Source organism: Nonomuraea sp. NPDC049400, assembly GCF_044466425.1.
Taxonomy (GTDB): Bacteria; Actinomycetota; Actinomycetes; order Streptosporangiales; family Streptosporangiaceae; genus Nonomuraea.
This window is the reverse complement of sequence record NZ_JBITMP010000035.1, coordinates 23,995-44,653: the sequence shown is the minus strand read 5'-3', so window position 1 is coordinate 44,653 and position 20,659 is coordinate 23,995. Positions and strand designations below refer to the sequence as shown.

Here is a 20,659-nt window from a genome sequence, read left to right as displayed (position 1 = left end):
TGAGCCCCAAACGGCGTTGATCTTGTTGTAAGACCGATTGGGTGAGTAACGAGCCCTCGCCCGACGTGGTTGAAGGTGAGGTAGCCCGCCATGAGAGCACTGATCGCCTGGCCTGCCCTGCCGACGGCGTGGCAGGCCAGGCGAAGGGGCGATCGCGTTCAGGATGGGGCGCTTGTGGACGTCATACGGCGCGGACGTCCCCCAAGCTGGTGCACGCCCGCGGTGTCGAGCCGCCAGACAGCCAGCGCGCCCGTCGCCCCCATGGCGGCCAGCACGCTCCAGACCCAGACCGCTCCGGCGTCGAGCAATCGGCCGACCAGCAGGTTGCCCGCGGCGACGCCGAGGCCGGCGACCGTGTTGTAGAAGCCGTAGTGGGTGGCCACCCGGTGCCCGCCCGACAACGTGACGATCGTGTCCATCTCGAACGGATACGTCAGCACGGTGCCGAGCGTGAGCAGCACCGTGCAGGCCAGCCCCGCGGCCACCGGCACCGGCGCGCCCGCGCCCCCGAACGGTATGAGCGGCACGAAGGCGAGCGCCATCAGCAGCAGGCCGCGCACGATGGCCTGGGAGGCGGTCCAGCGCTCGCGCGCCCAGTCCGTCACGCGCACCTGGCCGAGCAGGGCCACCAGGCCTGAGACGACGAACACCGCGCTGACGGCTCCGTTATCGCCCATCGCCAGCGGCAGGGCTAGGAAGATCTGGAACGACAACACGTAGGAGCCGGCCATGGCCAGCGCGAACATCCGGAACGGCCGGTTGCCTGCGACGTCCCGCCAGTCCGCCAGCACGCTGCTGCGCTGCCGTGTCTCGCTCCGGCATGGCGGCAGAGCCAACAGCTGAAGCATGGTGAGGGCCGCGAAGATCGCCGCCGCCACGACGCACACCAGCCGGAAGTCGGCCGCGAGCAGGGCCACGCCGAGCAGCGGCCCCAGCAGGATGCCCGCCTGGTAGAAGACGTTGAACAGGGCGAACGCCTCCACGCTGCGCTCGCCCGCGCCGTGCGCCACGTACGCGCGTACCGCCGGGTTGAACAACGCGCCGGCGAACCCGGTCATCGCCGAGGCGACCAGCAGCACGGGCAGCGCGTTCGCGAAGCCGAGCAGGGCGAAGCCCGCCGTGCGCAGCAGGCAGCCGGCGACGATGACCGGCCGGTAGCCGAGACGGTCGGCGAGCGTCCCGCCCAGCAGGAACAGGCCCTGCTGGCTGAAGTTGCGCATGCCGAGCACCAGCCCGACGGCCCAGGCGGCCAGGTGGAGCCCGCCGGACAGGTGCCCGGCCAGGTAGGGCATGAGCATGTAGAAGCCGACGTTGATGGCGAACTGGTTGACCATGAGCAGCCGGACGCTGCCGTCGAAGGAACGCAAGCGGCGCCACATCAGCGCATCACCATCCGGGTCCACCGGGTGACCTCGGCCTCACTGGCATGCTTGATCTCGTCGGGTTCGGCGGCGGGCGGCCGGTCCAGCAGGTTGTGCCCGGCGCAGTAGGCGTCGTCGAAGACGGTGGTGTAGTAGCGGGCGGGACCGTCCGGGAAGATCGCGGCGATGCGGGTGCCGGGTGGCCGGGTCCTGGCGTGCCAGGAGGCCACGACGGTGACCGCCCCGACGCTCCAGCCGCCGGTGGCGTAGTGGGTCTGGGCGAGAGTGCGGCTGGCCCAGACCGCCTCATGCGGGGCCACCCAGTGCACCTCGTCGAAGGCGTCGTGGGCCACATTGCGCGGATGAATGCTGCTGCCCAGCCCTCGCATCAGGCGGGGCCGGGCGGGCTGGCCGAAGATCGTGGAGCCTACGGAGTCCACGCCGACCAGGCGCAGCGCCGGGTTGTGCAGGCGCAGCCGCCGGGCGGTGCCGGCCGAGTGGCCGCCGGTGCCGACGCTGCAGACCAGCACGTCGATCCGGCCGAGTTGCGCGACGAGCTCGTCGGCCAGGCTCGCGTAGGCCTGGACGTTGTCCGGGTTGTTGTACTGGTCCGGGCAGTAGGCGCCGGGCTCGTCCGCCAGGAGGCGGGCCACCTGGTCCAGGCGGGCCTGCTGCCAGCCACCGACAGGATGTGGCTGGGTGACGGTCTCGACGCGCACGCCGTACGAGACGAGCAGCGTCTGGATGATGGTTTCCATGCCAGGATCGGTGACCACGGTGACCGGGTGGCCGTAGGCGATGCCGGCGAGTGCGAGGCCGAGGCCGAAGGTTCCCGACGTGGACTCGACGATCGTCGCGCCGGGAGCCAGCTCGCCGCGGGCCCGGGCCTGTTCCACGATGTGCAGGGCGGCCCGGTCTTTGAGCCCGCCGGGGTTGGAGCTTTCGAGTTTGCCCCAGAAGCCCTGGCCCCCCGGGGCGAAGGGCTCGCCGATCCAGCTGACGGGTGTGTGTCCCACCAGGTGCGTCATGGTGAGTTCGGGTGTGTATGAGGACATGCTGAACGCTCGTTTCGGCGCATGCTGCGCCAGGTTGCTGCTTGCAGAGGACGGTGAGGTGCACGTTCTCGTCAGCAGCGGCACACCTCGAGTGTCCGATTGAGCGCGGCTCGTCCCTGGTGGTCGCGGGGTGGTGCCCGTCCCATCGGCAGCGGCGGCACCGGTGCCTGCTCTTGGTTCACAGGCCGGACGATCACGGCCGTTCCGAAGCTCTGACCGGTCTGGGCCGCGGTCACGGCGATGGCCACGAAGGGATGCAAGTGGGCTTGCTCGCCATGGTCCTCGTGGTCATGGGCGTGGTCGTGGACGCTGTGGCTCATCGCCACGAGCGAGTCCGCGGTCACATGATCGGCGACCTGGGCGGCGTGCGACCACATGTGCGCGAGCGTGAGCATCGCGAGCACGGCGGCGAACCACGCGTGCCTGCGTGGCCTATCCCAACTTCTCAACGATACGCACATGACTAGCTACTCACAGTAGTCATATATGTTGATCTCCATGCAGGCGGCCCCTTGCCCGGGCGCCCGCGTTCCTCGCACGATGGCCTGGTGAAGCCGTGGATGAAGGTCGTCGGGCTGGTGCTGTTCTATGTGGTCGCCGCGGCAGTGCTCATCTGGGCGGCCAGCTACCTGGTGAACCACCTGTGATGCGGCATGCCGGACAGCAGGTGGTCGGCATGGTTGAGCGCCTCGATGACCAGCCGGCGCAAGTGACCGTCACGAAGCGCACAGACGACCGGTGGCCCCTCTCTGCGCCCCTCGATGAGGCCGGCCAGGCGAGGCTTGGCCAGGTGTCGCGTCACCGGCGCGCCGCAGGCCGTGTCCAGGGTGTCCTCGTCCGCCGACGTCATCGCTAGCAGCCAGGCCACCCGCAGCCGGGTCGGATCCGACAGCAGCCCCAGCGCCTCCCCAGCCGTGGCGAACTGCATCTCGCTCGGTGCGTTCCCGTGCGGTCAGCGTGCAGAGCCTGGGCACCGGTCGGCTGACCGAGGCGGCCGCTGAGCTGCGGAAGGCGCTGAAGGTGGCACTGACCTGCATATTCGTTGCATGTGCTCCTGCGAATGGGTGGCACCTGATCCGTTGTCGCGTACGCACATGACTACATATACTTCCGGCGCGGTCCACTTCGGGCAGGAAAGGGCGGATATGTCGGGTCAGTATGGTCACGGACACGGTCATGGACATGGTCATGGTCATGGACAGGATCGTGGGGTCAGGCGGGCGCTGAACGGGATCAGGCACGTGCTGACCCCCCACAGCCACGACAGCGCGGACAAGACCGATGCGGCGCTGGAGTCCAGCAGCCGCGGCATGCGGGTTCTGGCCATCTCCTTTGCCGCGCTTATGGTCACCGCTGTGGTGCAGGCGGTCATCGTCGCCTACTCCGGGTCGGTGGCCCTGCTGGGTGACACCTTGCACAACTTCGCCGACGCGCTGACCGCGGTCCCGCTGGCGATCGCGTTCTCGGTCGGCCGCCGGATGGCCACCCGCCGCTTCACCTACGGCTACGGCCGGGCCGAGGACCTGGCAGGCATCGTCATCGTGCTACTGATCGCACTCTCCGCCGCCCTGGCTGGCTACGAGGCGGTCAAGCGCCTCATCGATCCACAGGACGTGCAGGCGCTCGCCTGGGTGGCCGGCGCGGGTCTCGTCGGCTTTCTGGGCAACGAGCTCGTGGCCCGCTACCGGATCAAAGTCGGCCGTGAGATCGGCTCGGCCGCCCTCGTGGCCGACGGCCTGCATGCCCGCACCGACGGTTTCACCTCGCTGGCCGTGCTCATCGGTGCCGGCGGCGCCGCCCTGGGATTTCCCATCGCCGACCCGATCGTGGGCCTGCTGATCACCGTGGCCATCTGTTTCGTGCTGCGTGATGCCGCCAGGGAGATCTACCACCGGCTGATGGACGCCGTCGACCCGGCACTGGTCGAGCAGGCCGAGCAGGTCCTCGGCGCGGTGCCCGGCATCCGGCGGGTGGGCTCGGTACGGCTGCGCTGGATCGGCCACGCCCTGCGCGCCGAAGTGGACATCCACGTCGATCACCAACTGTCGCTGGTCGAGGCACACGCGCTGGCCGTGGAGGCCGAACACCGGCTCATCCACGAGGTGCCGCGGCTGAAGGCCGCCACCGTGCACGCCGATCCCGACGGTCCGGCTGGTGCCGATCATCACGCCGTCTTGCTCGCCCACCGGTAGCGGCCGGGGGCTGAAGACCCGCCGCCGCGGCTGCGCTTGGGTGGCGTGCGGGGAGGTCCGGCGGTGAGTCCGCATTGTCGGTGGCGTGTGCGACATGAGCCCCGTTTGTCATCGCCGGTGGAGGGGACGCATGTGGAAAGCGCTGCCAGTGGCAGCCCGGACGCTGGTGTGGGTGCGCGTCCTCAACGCGCTCGGCGCCTACGCGCTGTCGTTCTTGGCGGTGCTGGCCGGGCCGGACCTCGCTGCGGCGGCCCTGGTGTTGTTCGGCGTGATGGCGTTGCTCTCGCGCTGGGCGGGGGCGTTCCTGCTCGAGCGCTTCTCGCCGCGCGGCGTGCTGGCCGCCGGGCTGGCCGCCACCGGCCTGGCGCTGATCGCGCTGGCCCTCGCGCAGGGCCCGGCGCAGGTGCTGGTCGCGATCGCGCTGGTCGGGCTGGCCTTCGAGCTGTATGAGCCGGCCTGCCAAGAGCTGGTGGCGCGGGCCAGCTCGGGCGAGCAGCGCCATACCAGCTACGCGGTGATGGGAGTGGCGTTGTCGGCGGCCGGAGCGGCCGCCGGGCTGGTGGCGGCGGTGCTGCTGCCGCTGGGGGTGCGCTGGCTGATCGCCGCCGACGCGCTGACCTGCCTGCTGGCGGCCGTCGTGGCGCTCGCGTTCCTGCCCCGCAACGACATCCCGCAAGCCGGACAGCGCAGTGAAAGTCACGATCAGCGGCGCGATGCGGTGGGCGGGCGCTGGCGGCCGCCCGCGGCCCTGATGCGCCTGACCGTGGCGGGCACCGCATTCGCGGTCGGCTCCCTGGCCGTAATGATGTATCTGCCGCTGGCGCTGCTGGAGCGGGGGGCGCCGGCGTGGGTGCCCGGATTGACGCTGGCCGGCGCGGCGGTGCTGGCGCCACTCGCGCTGTGGGCGGCCCGGCGGCTGCTGACCGGCCGCTCCCATCAGGCGATCCTGGGCATGGGCACGCTACTGCTCGCCTCACTGGCTCTGGTCATGGCCATCACCAGCAGCCCGCAGCTGACGATGGCCGCCTACCTGGCCTGCACTGTGGTCAACAGCGTGCTGCTCGGCCGCTGGCAGGCGGCGGTGGCCGACGCCGCGCCAGAAGATGATCGGCCGCGCTGGTTCGCCTTCCAGGGATCGTCGTGGGGCCTGGCACAGCCCGCCGTCCCGCCGCTGGCCACGCTGGCCGGCACCATCGCGGGTACTGCCGGGGCGGGCGCGTTCCTGACCGCAGGCGTGGCGTTCCTGCTGGTACCCGTGGTGCTGCGCCGGACCCCTGCCTGAGCGACGGCTCGTGATGTGACGATGCGGTGCCTTGTCGGGGCGAATCTATGCGGTCTCAAGCGCTGGAGCATGCGCGGGGCGAGGCATGCGCGGGGGGTGGGGATGACATGGGCCCGGACAGCCCTTCCATGCGTGTAACCGTGGCTACATGCCCTAGTCCGGGTATGGGGGCCTGAAGGGGAGCCATGGGGGATAGCAGGACAGTCAGCTGGACGGCCGCCGCCGTGGTCGTGCTGGCCGGGTGCGGTTCGAGTGCGAGCGGGGGCGAGCATAGGGCCGCCGCCTCGCCGATCGGGCACGAGCAGGCCGGTGAGCACGGTGAGCCGATCCGGATGGTCAAGACGACCGAGGTCGACTGGCAGGGCGTGGCCAACGCGTTGGGCCGGGCAGGCAAGCTGTCCAAGGACGGGACCGTGTACCGGGTCGGCTTCCCCCGAGCCGATCTGAAGGTCACCTCCTACGGCGTGCCGATCAAGCCGGGCTTCGCGCTGGGCTCGTATGCGGCCTTCGCCCGCTACGCCGACGGCTCGGCCATGGTCATGGGGGACCTGGTGGTCACCGAGCCGGAGCTGGGCAAGGTCACCGACGCGCTGCAGCGTCGTGGCATCGATCAGACCGCGGTGCACAAGCACCTGCTGGCCCACGCGCCGGATGTGTGGTGGAACCACGTGCACGCTCTCGGCCGCGATCCGGTGGCCATCGCCCGCTCTCTCAAGGCGGCCCTGGACCAGACCGCCACCCCGCCAGCACGCCCGCCGTCCTCACCCTCGCCGATCGACCTGGACACCCGTGGCATCGATACGGCGCTGCGGGCCAAGGGGACCAACGACGGCGGGATCTACAAGTTCTCCTTCGCCCGAAAGGAGCAGGTCACCTCGCACGGCCGCGTGGTCAGCGCCGGCATGGGGCGTCAACACCGCGCTGAACTTCCAGCCCACCGGCGGCGGCAAGGCCGCCGTCAACGGCGACTTCGTGATGACCGCCGGCGAGGTGCAACACGTCATCCGCGCGCTGCGCGCCGGCGGCATCGACATCGTCGAGCTGCACCAGCACGCCCTGGATGACCAGCCCCGGCTGTTCTACATGCATTTCTGGGCGGTCGATGACGGGGTGAAGCTGGCCAGGGCGCTGCGTACGGCGGTGGATGCCCACAACGTCACCCCGGCAGGCTGAGGCCTCGACCCCACGACCCCACCCGCGGATCCACTCCAGGGCGTCGGCGATTGCCATGCTGCTGCAACCAGAGTTACTGTAACCATGGTTGCTTGAAGGAGGGGTTGTCGTGGAGGACGCCGCAGCGAGACAGACGGCGGGGCAGTGGGTGCTGCTGGCCTACCGGATCCCGCGCCAGCCGTCGACGTTGCGCATCACGATCTGGCGCAAGCTGGACCGGCTCGGCGTGGCCCGGCTCGGGGATGGGCTGGTGGCGCTGCCGGCCGACGCCCGTACCCGCGAGCAGCTGGAGTGGATCGCCGAAGAGATCAGCGAGGTCGGCGGCTCCTCGACCGTCTGGCTGGCCACGGCCGGCAACGCCGCCCAGGAGAAGGCCGCCGCCGCCGAGATGCGGCGAGCGCGCGCCGCCGAGTACCAGGCCGTGATCGAGCAGGCCGAGGCCGCCACGCAAGCCCGCCCCGGTGAACGCAGCCGGGCGGTCAAGCGACTGCAGGCTGAGCTGCGCAGGATCGGCCGCCGCGACTACTTCCCGCCCGCCGAGCGGGAAGCAGCGCAGCGGGCGGTGCGGGCCTTGGCCGAGGCCGTCGCCGCGGAGGGGGCTGTGCGATGAGGTGGGCCACCCGCGCCGGCGTGCACATCGACCGGGCCGCCTGCGCCTGGCTGATCCGCCGCCACATCGACCCCGAGCCCGAGTTCGTGTTCGTCGACGACCCGGCCCTGGTGCCCGCCGACGCCACTCCGTTCGACATGCGCGGAGCCGATCTGTCGCACCACGGCGACGACTGCAGCTTCGAGACGATCCTGCGCCGCTACGAGCTCGACGATCCGGTGCTGTGGAAAATCGCCGAGATCGTGCACGAGGCCGACATTGATGACGAGCGCTTCGACGCGCCCGAGGCGCGCGGCCTGGACGTGGTGCTACGCGGGTTGTCGATGATCTGCGACGACAAGCGCGTCCTGGAGATCTCCGGGCCCGTCTTCGACGGGCTGTATGAGTTCCACCGGCGGGCGCTGCTGCTGGGGCGAGAGCCGGCATGACCGACACCGGCCGGGGCAACAGCCCCGGCACGTTCAGCGGCGTGGTCGGGATCGTGCTGATGCCCCAGGCGGTGCGCGGGCTCGGCTACGGCGTCGCCGCGCTCCAGCTCGGCGCGCTGTTGCGGAGCGAAGGGCTGACGTCGGCCGAGGTGGGGCTGAAGCTGGCGGCCATCCTGGCCGGCACGCTGGGGCGACCTGATCGGCCGCCGCCGGGCGTACACGCTCCTGTACGCGGCTTTGGCCTGCAGCGGAATCGTGATCGCGGCCGGGGCACCGTGGTGGCTGCTGCGCACGATGGTGTTCACCCATCTGCCGTCCAACGTGCTGCTGGCCGCTGTCCCGTTCGCGCCCAGCCTGCCGGTGGCGGTCGTGCTGCTGCTGGCCCGGGCGTGCCTGTCGCAGATGGACCTGCCTACCCGGCAGGCGTACGTCATGGCCCTGGTCCCCGAGCAGGAGCGGACCGCGGCCGCCGCCGTCACCAACACTGCCCGCTACCTGACCCGGCCGGCCGGACCCGCCCTGGCCGGGCTGCTGTTCCCGTTCGGGGCGGCGCTGCCCTACGTGATCGCCGGCGCCGCCAAGACCGCCTACGACCTGACCCTGTGGCGGACCTTCCGATCCGTCCGCCTGCCCACCGACCAGCATCCCCCTGATGAGGCCCCGAGATGACGACCGACGTCACCCGCACCCATGATGTGATCCCGTTCCGGCAAGCCGTACGCGCCTGGTTTCTGATCTCGCTGCAGACCTTCGGCGGCCCAGCCGGGCAGATCGCCGTCATGCAGCGCACCCTCGTGGAAGAAAAGCGCTGGATCGGCCAGCAGCGCTTCAACCACGCACTCAACTACTGCATGCTGCTGCCCGGCCCCGAGGCCCAGCAACTGGCCATATACGTGGGCTGGCTGCTGAACGGCACCCGCGGCGGCCTGGTGGCCGGCACGCTGTTCGTGCTGCCCGGCATGCTCGCGCTGCTGGCGCTGTCAGCGGTGTACGTGTTGTGGCAGGACACCGGCGTGGTGACCGCGCTGTTCGCCGGGATCGCCCCGGCCGTGCTGGCCATCGTCGCCCAGGCCGTCATCCGGGTCGCCAAGCGCTCCCTCACCCATCCCATCTTCGTGGCCGTCGCGGTCGCCGCCTTCGCCGCGCTCGCCCTGTTCGGCGTGCCGTTCCCGATCGTCATCGCTGTCGCCGCGCTCATCGGCTGGACCGTGCACAAGCTCACCCCGCACGTTCTCACGAAAGGCAACGGGCATGGGGGCGACGGCGGCCCGGCGCCGCTGATCCCCGACGACGCCCTGCACCACGCCCAGCCCAACTGGCGCTCGGCAGGCAAGATCCTCGCCATCGGGCTGGCCGCGTGGTGGCTGCCGGTGGCCGCGGTCGCCCTGCTCACCGGTACCGACAGCGTCTTCACCACTCAAGGCCTGTTCTTCTCCGGCACCGCGCTGGTCACCTTCGGCGGCGCCTACGCCGTGCTGGCCTTCGTCGCCCAGCGCGCGGTCGAGACGTACGCCTGGCTCACCCCCGGGGAGATGGTGCGCGGCCTGGCCCTGGCCGAGACCACCCCAGGCCCGCTCATCATGGTCGTGCAGTTCGTCGCCTTCCTCGGCGCCTACCGCGACCCCGGAACTCTGGCCCCGTGGGCCGGCGCCCTGCTCGGCGCGCTGCTGACCACCTGGGTCACCTTCGTGCCCTGCTTCCTGTTCATCTTCCTCGGCGCCCCCTACGTGGAGAAGCTGCGCCACAACACCGCCATCAGCGCCGCCCTGACCGGCATCACCGCCGCCGTCGTCGGCGTCATCGCCAACCTGGCCCTCTACTTCGCCCAGCACACCCTGTTCGGGCGCACTTTCGCGTGGACGTGGGGGCCGTTCGCGATCCAGCTTCCCGAGCTGGGCACCCTGAGCCCAATCGCCGCAGCGATCACCGTGGCGGCGCTGGTCATGACGTTCGTGCTCAAGTGGCCGATGCTGCGCATCCTGGGCATCTGCGCCCTGCTGGGCATGGGCACCATCCTGCTGCCCTGAAGCACGCCGGGCCCCCGGCGGCGGGCTCAGCCGCCGCCCTCGGCCAGCGCCCGGTAGACACTGGCCACCGAGGGATGCTTGCCCTTGTTCTTGCCGATCGGGATGACCAGCTTGCGAGCGATGTCCGGCACGGCCACGCCGCGCTCACGCAACGACCGGGCGTAGGCGATCATGTCGTCGTCGAACACCTTCGGCCGCCCGCCGTGGCGCCCGCGCTCGCGGGCCGATGCCTGGCCCTCCAGAGACTTCTCGCGGATGTACTCGCGTTCGGATTCGGCCATGCCGGCGAAGAAGGCGAACAACGCCGCCCCGTGCCCGGACGGATCGTAGAGGCCCTGCAGCGGGCCGGTGAGCAGCTCCAGCTCGATGGCGTGGTGGCGCAGCTGCTCGGCGATGGTGAGCAGCTCGGCGGCGCCGCGGCCCAGGCGCTTCATCTCGTGCACGGTGAAGATGACCCGCTGGTGCGGGACGGCCTGCTTGATGGTGCGGGCGTAGTCCATCGCCTTGGTGAACTCCGGCCGCACCTTGACCCGGGTGCTGATCTTCTCGGAGAAGATCGGCTCGCAGCCCGCCTCGCACAGCGCGTCGAGCTGGCTCTGCAGTTCCTGCTGGGCTGTGCTGCAGCGGGCGTAGCCGACCCTGGTGGACCGGGCCGCCGTCGCGGGCGCCGCGGCCTCGATCGCCGGCCCGGCCTGCCAGACACGTCCCGGGCCGCGCTCGGCTGGGACCCGCACCTCGAGCTCGGCGCGCAACTGGGGCACCAACATGAAGCGCGGCGTGTGGTATTTCGGGGCGACCTTGCCGCCCCGGGTCCGGCAGGCGCTGCCCGCCGGGGCCGCGCACATGGGGCAGTCGAACTGTTCGACTGCGGCGGCGGGATCGACGAGGTCGGTCATGTCGCAGAACCTACCGGAAGCGTGGTTCTGCGAGAACGGTTTTGCGAAGGGTTCTGAGAGAGAAGATCAGGGGCGAACCGGACATCCGAAGAGGGTGGCTCAACCCTCGCAGAACTCCTCATTTCTGCGAACACACAGTAACTATCCTCACGCACAGCTACATTGCGTCCAGTCGCAGCGACCCGAGCGGCGGGCCTATACCGGCTCCCTGCGGCTCGATCCCAAACCGCGGGGACACCTCAAGATCCCGACTCTCGCGGGTCAGGCCGGCGGGTGCGCCTCACACAAGCGCGAGCTGCGCCGCACGCGGCTCCCGCCGCTCAACCGCAGGCGCACCGCACCGCATCCCGTACACCTGACACAACTGCGCGATCTGCCCCGTGATGCGCCGCTCGTAATCCGGCGACGGCAACCCCGAGCGGTCATACAGCTCCTCATACCGCTCCACCAGCTGCGGATGCGCCTGCGCCAGCCACTCCGAATACCACGAACGCGTCCCCGGCGGCAGCCGCAGCACCACCGGCTCCACCGCCAGCGCACCCGCCGCCGCGATGCGCCGCACCGTCGCCGCCAGCTGATCGGCCGCGTCACTGAGCAGCGGCAACACCGGAGCCATCAGCACCCGGCAGTCCACCCCCGCCTCCACCAGCGCCGACACCAGCTCCAGCCGCGCCTGAGCACCCGGCGCGCCCGGCTCCACCGCCCGCCGGATCCGCTCGTCCACGAACGCGATCGACACCGCCACCCGCGCACCCGCCCGCGCCAGCAACTCCGCGTCCCGCAGCACCAGCGCGCTCTTGGTGTAAACAGTGAACGGCACCGCCGCCTCCGCCAGCGCCCCGATCACCCCCGGCATCAGCCGATAAGTCTCCTCGCCCGCCTGATAACAGTCACCGCTGAGCCCCACCGCCAGCTCCTGACCGTCCCAGCGCGCAAGCTCCGCCCGCAACCGGGCCACCACGTTCGGCTTGACCACGATCCGCGTGTCGAAATCACGCCCCGCATCCAACCCCAGCCGCCGATGCCCCGCCCGGGCGCCGCAACCGCGGCAGGCATGGGCGCAGCCACGATAGGGGGAGACGGCCCACTCCTGGGCGACGCCCGCGGACTGCGGCACCCGCTCGATCACCGTGCGGGCCTGCATCTCGTAGAAACCGCCGCGCACCACCGCACGCCGCTCGATCAGCGGACGCTCGTCGGCGGCGTCCTCGACAAGCGCAAGCGCGTCCCAACCCACACCGACCAATGGAACACGCATTCGACAGCGTTTTCAAGCAGTTCCCCACACACCGGCACCGCCTCCACCGGACACCACGATAAAATTGGCACACCCGTACCAGTTTTCCGGACCGAGGAACACCCCCATGCCCTGGCTCCTGCTCGCCCTCGCCATCGCCTCAGAAATCCTCGCCACCACCGCACTCAAACTCAGCAACGGCTTCACCCACACCGGATGGACCATCGTCGTCGCCGCCGGCTACATCACCTCCTTCGCCCTGCTCTCCCAGGCACTCAAACTCCACCTCGACATGGGCACCGCCTACGCCGTCTGGTCCGGCGCCGGCACCGCCGCCATCGCCCTCATCGGCGCCGCCTTCATGGGGGAGACCCTCACCCCGCTCAAGATCGGCGGTATCCTGCTCATCATCGGCGGCGTCGTCGTCCTCAACCTCGCAGGTGGCCATTGACCCCGCACCAGGACACACCGGAAGACCAGCCCCGCCACACACAAGCCCCCGCACAGGCCCGCGGACGCCGCCGCCGCGCCACACTCCTCGCCGCAGCCGTCGACCTGCTCACCGAAGGCGGCTTCGCCGCCGTGACCCACCGCGCCGTCGCCCAGCGCGCCGACCTCCCCCTGTCCGCCACCACCTACTACTTCGCCTCCCGCGACCAACTCCTCGCCGAAGCCTTCGCCCAACTCGTCGAAGCCGAACTCGCCACCACCCGCGCCTGGATCACCGACCACGGCCTCACCGCCCTGCCCGACCAGGTCGCCACCGCCGACCGCGCCCGCCAACTCGGCCTCTGGGAGCTGTACGTCCACGCCGGGCGCGACCCCGTACTCCAGCACATCGCCCGCCGCTGGACCGACGGCTGCGTCCGCATCGTCGCCGACACCCTCCACCTCCCAGAAACCGACACCCGCGTCCGCCTCCTCTACACCACCCTCACCGCCCTCTGGCTGGAACACGTCGTCGAACAACGCCCCCTCGACCAAGCCCGCGACCTGCTCACCCACGCCGTCAAAACGGCAGAAAACACATTGCCGCCCCCCTGACCCCCACCTACACTGCCCCCGTGCTGAAACCCGACTACCCGATCACCACCGACCGCCTCCTGCTACGCCCCTTCACCCCCGACGACCTCGACGCCCTCCACGCCTACGAATCCCGCCCCGACGTCGCCCGCTACCTCTACTGGGAACCCCGCGACCGCGACACCACCCGCACCTTCCTCGACAAAAAGATCACCCGCACGGCCCTCCTCGACGAAGGCGACGCCATCGACCTGGCCGTCACCCTGCGCCACACAGGCCAGCTCATCGGCCAGGCCCTGATCATCTGGACCAGCAAACAACACCAGCAAGGCGAAATCGGCTACGTCCTGCACCCCGACCACCACGGCCACGGCTACGCCCCCGAAGCCGCCCGCGAAATGCTCCGCCTCGGCTTCGACCACCTCGGCCTGCACCGCATCACCGGCCGCCTCGACGCCCGCAACACCGCCTCCGCCCGCGTCCTGGAAAAACTCCACATGCGCCGCGAAGCCACCCTCATCGACAACGAGTACGTCAAAGGCGAATGGACCAGCGAAACCATCTACGCCATCCTCCGCACCGAATGGACCACATGATCCACCACCTCGCCCTGCGCACCGACTGGGAAGCCGCACAGAAAGCGGGGGAGTACCGCATCTCCACCCTCGGCCGCACCCTCGACCAAGAAGGCTTCATCCACTGCAGCCGCGACCTCACCCAGCTACGCGGCGTCCACACCGCCTTCTACAGCCACCTCACCGAACCCCTGCTCATCCTCGACATCAACCCCACCGGACTCGACATCCGCCTCGAAAACGGCTTCCCCCACCTGTACGGCCCCCTGCCCCTCACAGCCGTCACCGCCGTACACCCCTACACCCACTGAACACTCACAGCAGCAGGGGAACGGACCTCACCACAGGAGCACCCCGAAGCAGGAAACCCGACAAGACAACGCCAGGGGAGTGCAGACAGCACCACGAACGCCCCGCGACACGCGACCAGGCGACACAACGGCGGCACGGCACCTCCAACACACGCAGCAAAAGCCGCAAGACCGCCGGGGGAGCGGCACTCACCTCAACCCGGCGGCCACATACACCGGCCCAGCCCCACCACACCGCACAATGGTCGCCATGGACACCCGAACGGCCGCCCAACGCTTCGCCGACACCTGGCAACACGGCTGGACCCACCACGACACCGACGCCATCATCGCCCTCTACCGCGACGACGCCGTCCACACCAGCATGCCCTTCCGCCCACCACACCAGGGCAAACACGCCATCGCCGACTACATCCGATGGTCATTCACCGGCGAAAGCGACCCCCACGTCACCTTCGCCACCCCCATCGTCGACGGCGACCAGGCAGCCATCGAATTCCGCGTCCACGCCCACGACAACGGCCGCCCCATCACCCTCGCAGGCTGCGTCTTCGCCCACTTCGACCCCGACGGCCTCGCCACACAGACCCGCGACTACTGGCACACCACCGACGGCCACCAATAACCCCACGTCCACCGGCCCCCACAACCGGCCACACGCCGCGACACCCCGAGCAACAAACCCCACAAAAAGGGGATCAGCGCGCCACCGGAACCGGCGCCACCCCCGACCGCACCGGACCACGCGAAGCCCCCGGCGCAGGCGCCGCAACCGGCTGCGGATACGCCATCTGCTGCGTCTGCTGCTGCGCCAGCTCCTCAGCACGCCGCTCGGCGCACCCACCCGCGCAATACCCGTTGCTCACGATCAGACGCCCTCGCAGCGCCGTGTACGCCTCCTTACCCGAAGCGGGCAGAACCCCCTGACACACCGGACATATCACCGATTGACTCCCCACGTGCTGCTCCTCTCGCGGCGCGAATAGCAGGATTTCCCACACTAAACAACGCATCCCGCCAAGGACAGCGAATCAACAGAGCGTCAAACCTCCGGTCAACGCCGAGGGGAGCCCCTGCAAACCACCCCACAGGTCCGCAAAACCCCCCGCTGACCCGCCATCCGGCCCCGCCCGCGCGCGCCGCCCCCGGCCGCCCCCGCCGCCTCGCGGAGAGGAAAATCACACCAGACCCACCGATCCCACCAGCCGGAGGGGAGCGGCCCAGCCCCTTCCGAAGCAGTCAACTTGACATAATGCTCATTATCAAGCAATCAGCATGATCCGGCCGCAGCTGGGCAGACGCCCTGCATGCCCGCCCTCGACATCTCAACCCCCGGCCTCGTCGCACTCACCGCCGTCATCACCGCGCTCGCCATCTGGCTGATCATCGTGGCGGCCCGGCTCGCCCAGCGCCCGCGCAACCGGCCCGGCGTCAGCATCGACCTCGTGGATCAAGCCCGCGAGCTCAAAGCCCTCGGCCAGATCCAGGAAGCCGTCTTCCTCGTACGCGGCGAGACCGGCATGAGCCAGCGCGCCGCCGCCCGCTTCGTCAACCGCCTCTGACCCCTCACTCGCTCGAGCTCACATTAGACGCGAAACCAGACAGAAGCTGGATTCTGTCTGGTTTGCGACAAAGCAGTACATAGAGGGATAAGGAGCGCTTTCGCGGGTGCCGGGCGGCCGTCCCCAGGCCGCGCGAAGCACCCCCGCGGTCCCCGCCGCGCTGGGTCCGGGCGGCTCGCCGCGGCGCAGGGAGGGTGGGACGAGGGCGGCGGTCCGCCCCTCCCCCGGGTTGGAGCTCCCGGGTGCGGGGTTTCGGTTCGGGTGGGGTGCCCGGTCGGCGCCGGCTACAGATGGATGTTTCGGGCAAAGCGGGTCAACTAGGGCCGGTCCGGGCGGGTTTTTGCGGTGAAGTGTCACCGGCAGTGCGCGATTCGTGTCAGCATCAAAGGCATGTATGGGCCATATGGGACTGCCTTAAATTTGCGGGGCATAAGGGAACACCTCTCCCGCCCCCGCTGAGCACGTCCCCTGCCGCCCGATCTCCTGTCCTCAACCCCTGCTGTCTGGAAAGAAGTTCCGCGTTGCGTATCTTGCTGCTGTGCTCCTCGTTCAACGGCCTGACCCAGCGTTGCTGGCTGGAGTTGCGCCGCGCCGGTCATGAGGTGAGTGTCGAGCTGGCCGTCTCGGAGCAGGCGATGGTGGAGGCGGCCGAGCTGGCCAAGCCGGATCTGGTGATCTGCCCGTTCCTGAAAGAGCGGGTGCCTGAGCAGTTGTGGCGCGCTCACCGTACGGTGATCGTGCATCCGGGGCCGCCCGGGGACCGGGGGCCGTCGTCGCTGGACTGGGCGATTTTGGAGGCCGAGCCCGAGTGGGGGGTGACGGCGCTGCAGGCGGTCGAGGAGATGGATGCGGGCCCGATCTGGGGGTATCGGACGTTCGCGATGCCGTCGGAGGCGCCGCGTAAGTCGGCGTTGTACAACGGGCCGGTCGCGGATGCGGCGGTGGAGCTGGTGGCGGAGGTGGCGGCCAAGGCGGCGGACGCGTCGTTCGTGCCGGTGCCGCTGGATTACCGTGCGCCGGAGGTGCGGGGCAGGTTGCGGCGGGCGATGCGGCATTCTGATCGGGAGTTCGCCTGGGAGGAGCCGACGGAGGATATTCTGCGGCGGGTGCGGGCCGCGGACGGGTCGCCTGGTGGGCGGGCGGTGTTGTGTGAGGTGCCGGTGCGGGTGTTCGACGTGTACCGGGGTCCGGAGCTTGCGGGGCGGCCGGGTGAGGTGGCGGCGCGGCGTGAGGGTGCGGTGCTGGTGCACACCGGGGACGGTTCGGTGTGGGTGGGGCATGTGCGGTTGGAGCAGGAGGGGGCGATCAAGCTTCCGTCGGCGCTGGCGTTGGGTGATCGGGTGGCTTCGGCGCCGGAGCGTTCGGGTTACAGCGAGATCACGTATGACCGCAGTGATGGTGTGGGGGTGGTGAGTTTCGACTTCTACAACGGGGCGATGTCGACTGAGCAGTGCCGGCGGTTGTCGTCGGCGTTGCGGTATGCGGTGGCGCAGGACACGCGGGTGCTGGTGGTGCGGGGTGGGGAGGTGTTCTCCAACGGCATTCATCTGAACGTGATCGAGGCGTCGCGTCATCCGGAGCTGGAGTCGTGGATGAACATCAACGCGATCAACGCGGTGTGCCGGGAGATCGTGGGGTGTACGAGTCAGCTGGTGGTGACGTCGATCGGCGGGAACGCGGGTGCTGGCGGGGTGATGATGGGGTTGGGCGCCGACCGGGTGATCATCCGGGATTCGGTGGTGCTGAATCCGCATTACCGGACGATGGGGTTGTTCGGTAGTGAGTACTGGACGTATGTGCTGCCGCGGCGGGTGGGTGCGGAGACGGCGCGGAGGTTGACGCAGCAGGCGTTGCCGATCGGGGCGTCGGAGGCGGTCGAGGTGGGGCTGGCTGATCGGGTGCTGGGCGGGTCGCGGCTGGATTTCGAGCGCAGGGTGCTGGAGTACGCGGAGCGGCTGGCGGTGGATCCGGGTTATGATCGGCTGCTGGCGGGCCGTCGGCAGGCGCGGGAGGTTGATGAGCGGCGTAAGCCGTTGGATGCTTACCGTGCTGAGGAGCTGGCGGAGATGAGCCGCGACATGTTCGACGACCGTAACGAGTTCCGGGCGGCGCGGCGGGGGTTCGTGCATAAGGTGAAGGCGTCGGCGACGCCGGAGCATTTGGCTGCTCATCGTGAGTTGTCCGGCGCGTCGGCGGCTGAGGGCGCTGCGGCATCTCATATGTGAGATATGGTCTCGTGTTGTGGCAGATGATTACCTTGTGCGGATCGGCCGGCTGATCCGGGATGCGCGCCAGCATCGTGGTTGGACGCAGCTGCAGCTGGCGGATGCTCTGGCGACGTCTCAGAGCGCGGTCAACCGGATCGAGCGCGGCAACCAGAACATCAGTCTTGAGATGATCGCCCGGATCGGTGAGGCGCTCGACAGTGAGATCGTCTCGCTGGGCTATGCGGGGCCGATGCATCTGCGGGTGGTGGGCGGCCGCCGGTTGTCGGGCAGCATCGACGTCAAGACGTCGAAGAACGCGTGCGTGGCGTTGCTGTGCGCGTCGTTGCTGAACTCGGGCCGGACGATCCTGCGGAAGGTGGCGCGGATCGAGGAGGTCTACCGGATCCTGGAGGTGCTGGCGTCGATCGGGGTGCGGGCGCGGTGGATCAACGAGGGCAGCGATCTGGAGATCGTGCCTCCGGCCAGGCTGGAGCTGGAGGCGATGGACACCGAGGCGGCGCGCCGCACCAGGAGCGTGATCATGTTCCTGGGGCCGTTGATGCACCGTACCGAGCAGTTCCAGATCCCGTACGCAGGCGGCTGTGACCTGGGTACGCGTACGGTGCAGCCGCACATGTCGGCGCTGAGGCACTTCGGTCTGGACATCACCGCGACCGGCGGCTTCTATCACGCGCGGGTGGATCGGGGGGTGTCGCCGTCTCGGCCGATCGTGCTGACCGAGCGGGGCGACACGGTGACGGAGAACGCCCTGCTGGCGGCGGCCCGGCATGACGGGGTGACGGTGATCCGTAACGCCTCCTCCAATTACATGGTGCAGGATCTGTGTTTCTTCCTGGAGCAGCTCGGCGTGCGGGTGGAGGGGGTGGGGACGACGACGCTGACGGTGCACGGGCTGCCGGACATCGAGCGGGATGTCGACTACTCCCCCTCTGAGGATCCGGTGGAGGCGATGAGCCTGCTGGCTGCGGCGGTGGTGACGTCGTCGGAGCTGACGATCTGCCGGGTGCCGGTGGAGTTCCTGGAGATCGAGCTGGCGGTGCTGGAGGAGATGGGCCTCGACTGTGATCGGGGCCGGGAGTATCCGGCGGCCAACGGGCGTACGCGGCTGGTGGATCTGACGGTGCGGCCGTCGAAGCTGGTCTCCCCCATCGACAAGATCCATCCGATGCCGTTCCCTGGGCTGAACATCGACAATGTGCCGTTCTTCGCGGCGATCGCGGCGTCGGCGCAGGGTTCGACGTTGATCCATGACTGGGTGTACGACAACCGGGCGATCTATTTGACGGAGCTGACGCGGCTGGGCGCGTCGGTGAAGCTGCTGGATCCGCACCGGGTGCTGGTGGAGGGTCCGACGCGGTGGCGCAGCGCGGAGATGATGTGCCCGCCGGCGCTGCGGCCGGCGGTGGTGGTGCTGCTGGCGATGATGGCGGCGGAGGGCACGTCGGTGTTGCGGAACGTGTACGTGATCAACCGCGGGTATGAGGATCTGGCCGAGCGGTTGAACGCGTTGGGGGCGCGCATCGAGACGTTCCGCGACATCTAGCGTTCCTGTCGGTGCCGGCCGCTACGGTCGTCCTTGGATCTTTTCTCGTGTGAGGGATTTTCGAGGGGATGGTGGCGGCCGGTGCGGCCTGCGGAGCTCGAGCGGCTGACGGTGGCGGAGGCGGCTGATCGGTATGTGGAGCTGGTGCGGGCGCGGACGGTGACGGGGGCGTTGTCGCCGTCGACCGCGGAGGTGTATGCGCGGGATGTGGCGACGCTGGTGGAGCTGGCCGGCGCGGGGGCGGTGCTGGACGATCTGACGGGCGACGATGTGGATGCGTTGCTGCTGGCGTTCGCCCGCCGGCCGGATGGGCGGCGGCGCGGGGCGGGTGGGCAGCGGGGTGAGTCTGGGCAGTCGCCGTCGTCGCAGGCGCGTTTCCGCCGGTCGATTTCGGCGTTGTTCAAGCATGCGGCGCTGGCGGGCTGGGTGCAGGTCAACCCGATGACGGTTTCGACGGTGACGGCGAAGGAGCGGGGCGGGTTGCGGCCGCAGCGGCGGGCGTTGACGCGGGAGCAGGCCCAAGGGCTGATCGGGGCGGCGCGGGAGTTGCCGGAGGCTGCGCCGGCGGGCAAGCGTCGTGATCAGCGTATGGAGTTGCGGGACGCGGTGATCGTGCTGCTGTTGTCGACGGTGGGGCCGCGGGTGTCGGAGCTGGTGCGGGCCAATGTGGAGGATTTCTTCACCAACGACGGGGTGCGTTACTGGCGGATCTTCGGTAAGGGCGGGCGGACGCGGGATGTGCCGTTGCCGGATGATGTGGCGGCGGTGTTGCAGGAGTATCTGGAGCGGGGCCGGCCGGCGGTGGCGGACAAGGCGTTGCTGTTGTCGTGGCGGGGGCGGCGGCTGGCGCGGGGGGATGTGCAGGCGGTGATCGACCGGGTGCAGCGGCGGGTGGATCCCGATCAGCGGCGTTCGGTGACGCCGCATGGGTTGCGGCATACGACGGCGACGCATCTGCTGGCGGACGCGGTGGACATGGACGCGGTGCGGCGGGTGCTGGGGCACAGCGATCTGTCGACGTTGGGCCGGTATCGGGATGAGTTGCCGGGTGAGCTGGAGGTGGCGATGCGTACGCATCCCCTGCTGCGCGGTAAGGGCGGCCGGTGAGGTGAGCGCCGTGGGGCGGTTCGATAACTATACCGGTGTCGCGGGTATA

General features: G+C 69.6%; 22 protein-coding genes and 1 pseudogene. 17 read left to right on the top strand and 6 right to left on the bottom strand.

Annotated features, from left to right (window positions below):
- Positions 1-158: 158 nt before the first annotated feature.
- The 4 genes from ACIBVN_RS40190 to ACIBVN_RS40175 form a co-directional block, all read right to left on the bottom strand.
- Positions 159-1,379 (bottom strand): MDR family MFS transporter, encoded by a 1,221-nt coding sequence (locus tag ACIBVN_RS40190; protein WP_397145533.1) that lies wholly within the window; start codon positions 1,377-1,379, stop codon positions 159-161.
- Positions 1,379-2,416, bottom strand: a complete 1,038-nt coding sequence (locus ACIBVN_RS40185; protein ID WP_397145532.1) for a PLP-dependent cysteine synthase family protein — start codon at positions 2,414-2,416, stop codon at positions 1,379-1,381. The genes ACIBVN_RS40190 and ACIBVN_RS40185 overlap by 1 nt, the downstream gene beginning before the upstream one ends.
- A gap of 71 nt (positions 2,417-2,487) precedes the next feature.
- Complete coding sequence (locus ACIBVN_RS40180) at positions 2,488-2,865, bottom strand: hypothetical protein (RefSeq protein WP_397145531.1); 378 nt, start codon at positions 2,863-2,865, stop codon at positions 2,488-2,490.
- Positions 2,866-3,041: 176 nt separating this feature from the next.
- The gene (locus ACIBVN_RS40175) at positions 3,042-3,344 is read right to left on the bottom strand and encodes a transcriptional regulator (RefSeq protein WP_397145530.1); all 303 of its coding nucleotides are present in this window, start codon (positions 3,342-3,344) and stop codon (positions 3,042-3,044) included.
- Positions 3,345-3,657: 313 nt separating this feature from the next.
- Between ACIBVN_RS40175 and ACIBVN_RS40170 the strand changes: the two genes are divergently transcribed.
- The 8 genes and pseudogenes from ACIBVN_RS40170 (at position 3,658) to chrA (ending at position 10,128) form a co-directional block, all read left to right on the top strand.
- Positions 3,658-4,608 (top strand): cation diffusion facilitator family transporter, encoded by a 951-nt coding sequence (locus ACIBVN_RS40170; protein WP_397145529.1) that lies wholly within the window; start codon positions 3,658-3,660, stop codon positions 4,606-4,608.
- Positions 4,609-4,738: 130 nt separating this feature from the next.
- Entirely contained in the window at positions 4,739-5,890 is a 1,152-nt protein-coding gene (locus ACIBVN_RS40165; RefSeq protein WP_397145528.1) for an MFS transporter, read from the top strand.
- Positions 5,891-6,075: 185 nt separating this feature from the next.
- Positions 6,076-6,606, top strand: a pseudogene (locus ACIBVN_RS40160) (DUF1259 domain-containing protein); the annotation flags it as partial.
- On the top strand, positions 6,542-7,063 hold the full coding sequence (locus ACIBVN_RS40155; protein WP_397145614.1) for a DUF1259 domain-containing protein: 522 nt from the start codon (positions 6,542-6,544) through the stop codon (positions 7,061-7,063). The pseudogene ACIBVN_RS40160 and the gene ACIBVN_RS40155, both read left to right, overlap by 65 nt.
- Positions 7,064-7,172: 109 nt before the next feature.
- Positions 7,173-7,673: a Chromate resistance protein ChrB gene (locus ACIBVN_RS40150; RefSeq protein ID WP_397145527.1), complete on the top strand. Its 501-nt coding sequence runs from the start codon at positions 7,173-7,175 to the stop codon at positions 7,671-7,673.
- The gene (locus ACIBVN_RS40145; protein ID WP_397145526.1) at positions 7,670-8,101 is read left to right on the top strand and encodes a chromate resistance protein ChrB domain-containing protein; all 432 of its coding nucleotides are present in this window, start codon (positions 7,670-7,672) and stop codon (positions 8,099-8,101) included. Before ACIBVN_RS40150 ends, ACIBVN_RS40145 begins: the two co-directional genes overlap by 4 nt.
- A 255-nt stretch (positions 8,102-8,356) precedes the next feature.
- Complete coding sequence (locus ACIBVN_RS40140) at positions 8,357-8,770, top strand: MFS transporter (RefSeq protein WP_397145525.1); 414 nt, start codon at positions 8,357-8,359, stop codon at positions 8,768-8,770.
- Complete coding sequence (chrA, locus tag ACIBVN_RS40135; RefSeq protein ID WP_397145524.1) at positions 8,767-10,128, top strand: chromate efflux transporter; 1,362 nt, start codon at positions 8,767-8,769, stop codon at positions 10,126-10,128. Before ACIBVN_RS40140 ends, chrA begins: the two co-directional genes overlap by 4 nt.
- A gap of 26 nt (positions 10,129-10,154) precedes the next feature.
- Here chrA and ACIBVN_RS40130 read toward each other — a convergent pair whose 3' ends face one another.
- Together ACIBVN_RS40130 and ACIBVN_RS40125 are read right to left on the bottom strand one after the other, a co-directional pair.
- Positions 10,155-11,024: a recombinase family protein gene (locus ACIBVN_RS40130; protein WP_397145523.1), complete on the bottom strand. Its 870-nt coding sequence runs from the start codon at positions 11,022-11,024 to the stop codon at positions 10,155-10,157.
- 280 nt (positions 11,025-11,304) lie between these two features.
- Positions 11,305-12,282, bottom strand: coding sequence for a radical SAM protein (locus ACIBVN_RS40125; RefSeq protein WP_397145522.1), 978 nt, complete (start codon positions 12,280-12,282; stop codon positions 11,305-11,307).
- Between the two features lie 106 nt (positions 12,283-12,388).
- Here ACIBVN_RS40125 and ACIBVN_RS40120 point away from each other — a divergent pair, with 106 nt between their 5' ends.
- From ACIBVN_RS40120 to ACIBVN_RS40080, 9 genes are all read left to right on the top strand, one after another.
- Positions 12,389-12,712, top strand: coding sequence for a DMT family transporter (locus ACIBVN_RS40120; RefSeq protein ID WP_397145521.1), 324 nt, complete (start codon positions 12,389-12,391; stop codon positions 12,710-12,712).
- Positions 12,709-13,305: a TetR/AcrR family transcriptional regulator gene (locus ACIBVN_RS40115; protein ID WP_397145520.1), complete on the top strand. Its 597-nt coding sequence runs from the start codon at positions 12,709-12,711 to the stop codon at positions 13,303-13,305. The genes ACIBVN_RS40120 and ACIBVN_RS40115 overlap by 4 nt, the downstream gene beginning before the upstream one ends.
- A 20-nt stretch (positions 13,306-13,325) precedes the next feature.
- The gene (locus ACIBVN_RS40110) at positions 13,326-13,880 is read left to right on the top strand and encodes a GNAT family N-acetyltransferase (RefSeq protein ID WP_397145519.1); all 555 of its coding nucleotides are present in this window, start codon (positions 13,326-13,328) and stop codon (positions 13,878-13,880) included.
- Entirely contained in the window at positions 13,868-14,170 is a 303-nt protein-coding gene (locus tag ACIBVN_RS40105) for a DUF952 domain-containing protein (protein WP_397145518.1), read from the top strand. The genes ACIBVN_RS40110 and ACIBVN_RS40105 overlap by 13 nt, the downstream gene beginning before the upstream one ends.
- A 250-nt stretch (positions 14,171-14,420) precedes the next feature.
- Complete coding sequence (locus tag ACIBVN_RS40100; protein WP_349455879.1) at positions 14,421-14,795, top strand: nuclear transport factor 2 family protein; 375 nt, start codon at positions 14,421-14,423, stop codon at positions 14,793-14,795.
- A gap of 682 nt (positions 14,796-15,477) precedes the next feature.
- The gene (locus ACIBVN_RS40095; RefSeq protein ID WP_397145517.1) at positions 15,478-15,732 is read left to right on the top strand and encodes a hypothetical protein; all 255 of its coding nucleotides are present in this window, start codon (positions 15,478-15,480) and stop codon (positions 15,730-15,732) included.
- A 521-nt stretch (positions 15,733-16,253) separates the two neighbouring features.
- Complete coding sequence (locus ACIBVN_RS40090) at positions 16,254-17,957, top strand: enoyl-CoA hydratase-related protein (RefSeq protein ID WP_397145516.1); 1,704 nt, start codon at positions 16,254-16,256, stop codon at positions 17,955-17,957.
- A 16-nt stretch (positions 17,958-17,973) separates the two neighbouring features.
- Positions 17,974-19,503 carry a UDP-N-acetylglucosamine 1-carboxyvinyltransferase gene (locus ACIBVN_RS40085; protein WP_349455876.1) on the top strand — a complete coding sequence of 510 codons (1,530 nt, stop codon included), beginning with the start codon at positions 17,974-17,976 and terminating at the stop codon, positions 19,501-19,503.
- An 81-nt stretch (positions 19,504-19,584) separates the two neighbouring features.
- Complete coding sequence (locus ACIBVN_RS40080) at positions 19,585-20,610, top strand: tyrosine-type recombinase/integrase (protein WP_397145515.1); 1,026 nt, start codon at positions 19,585-19,587, stop codon at positions 20,608-20,610.
- The last annotated feature ends 49 nt before the right edge of the window (positions 20,611-20,659 follow it).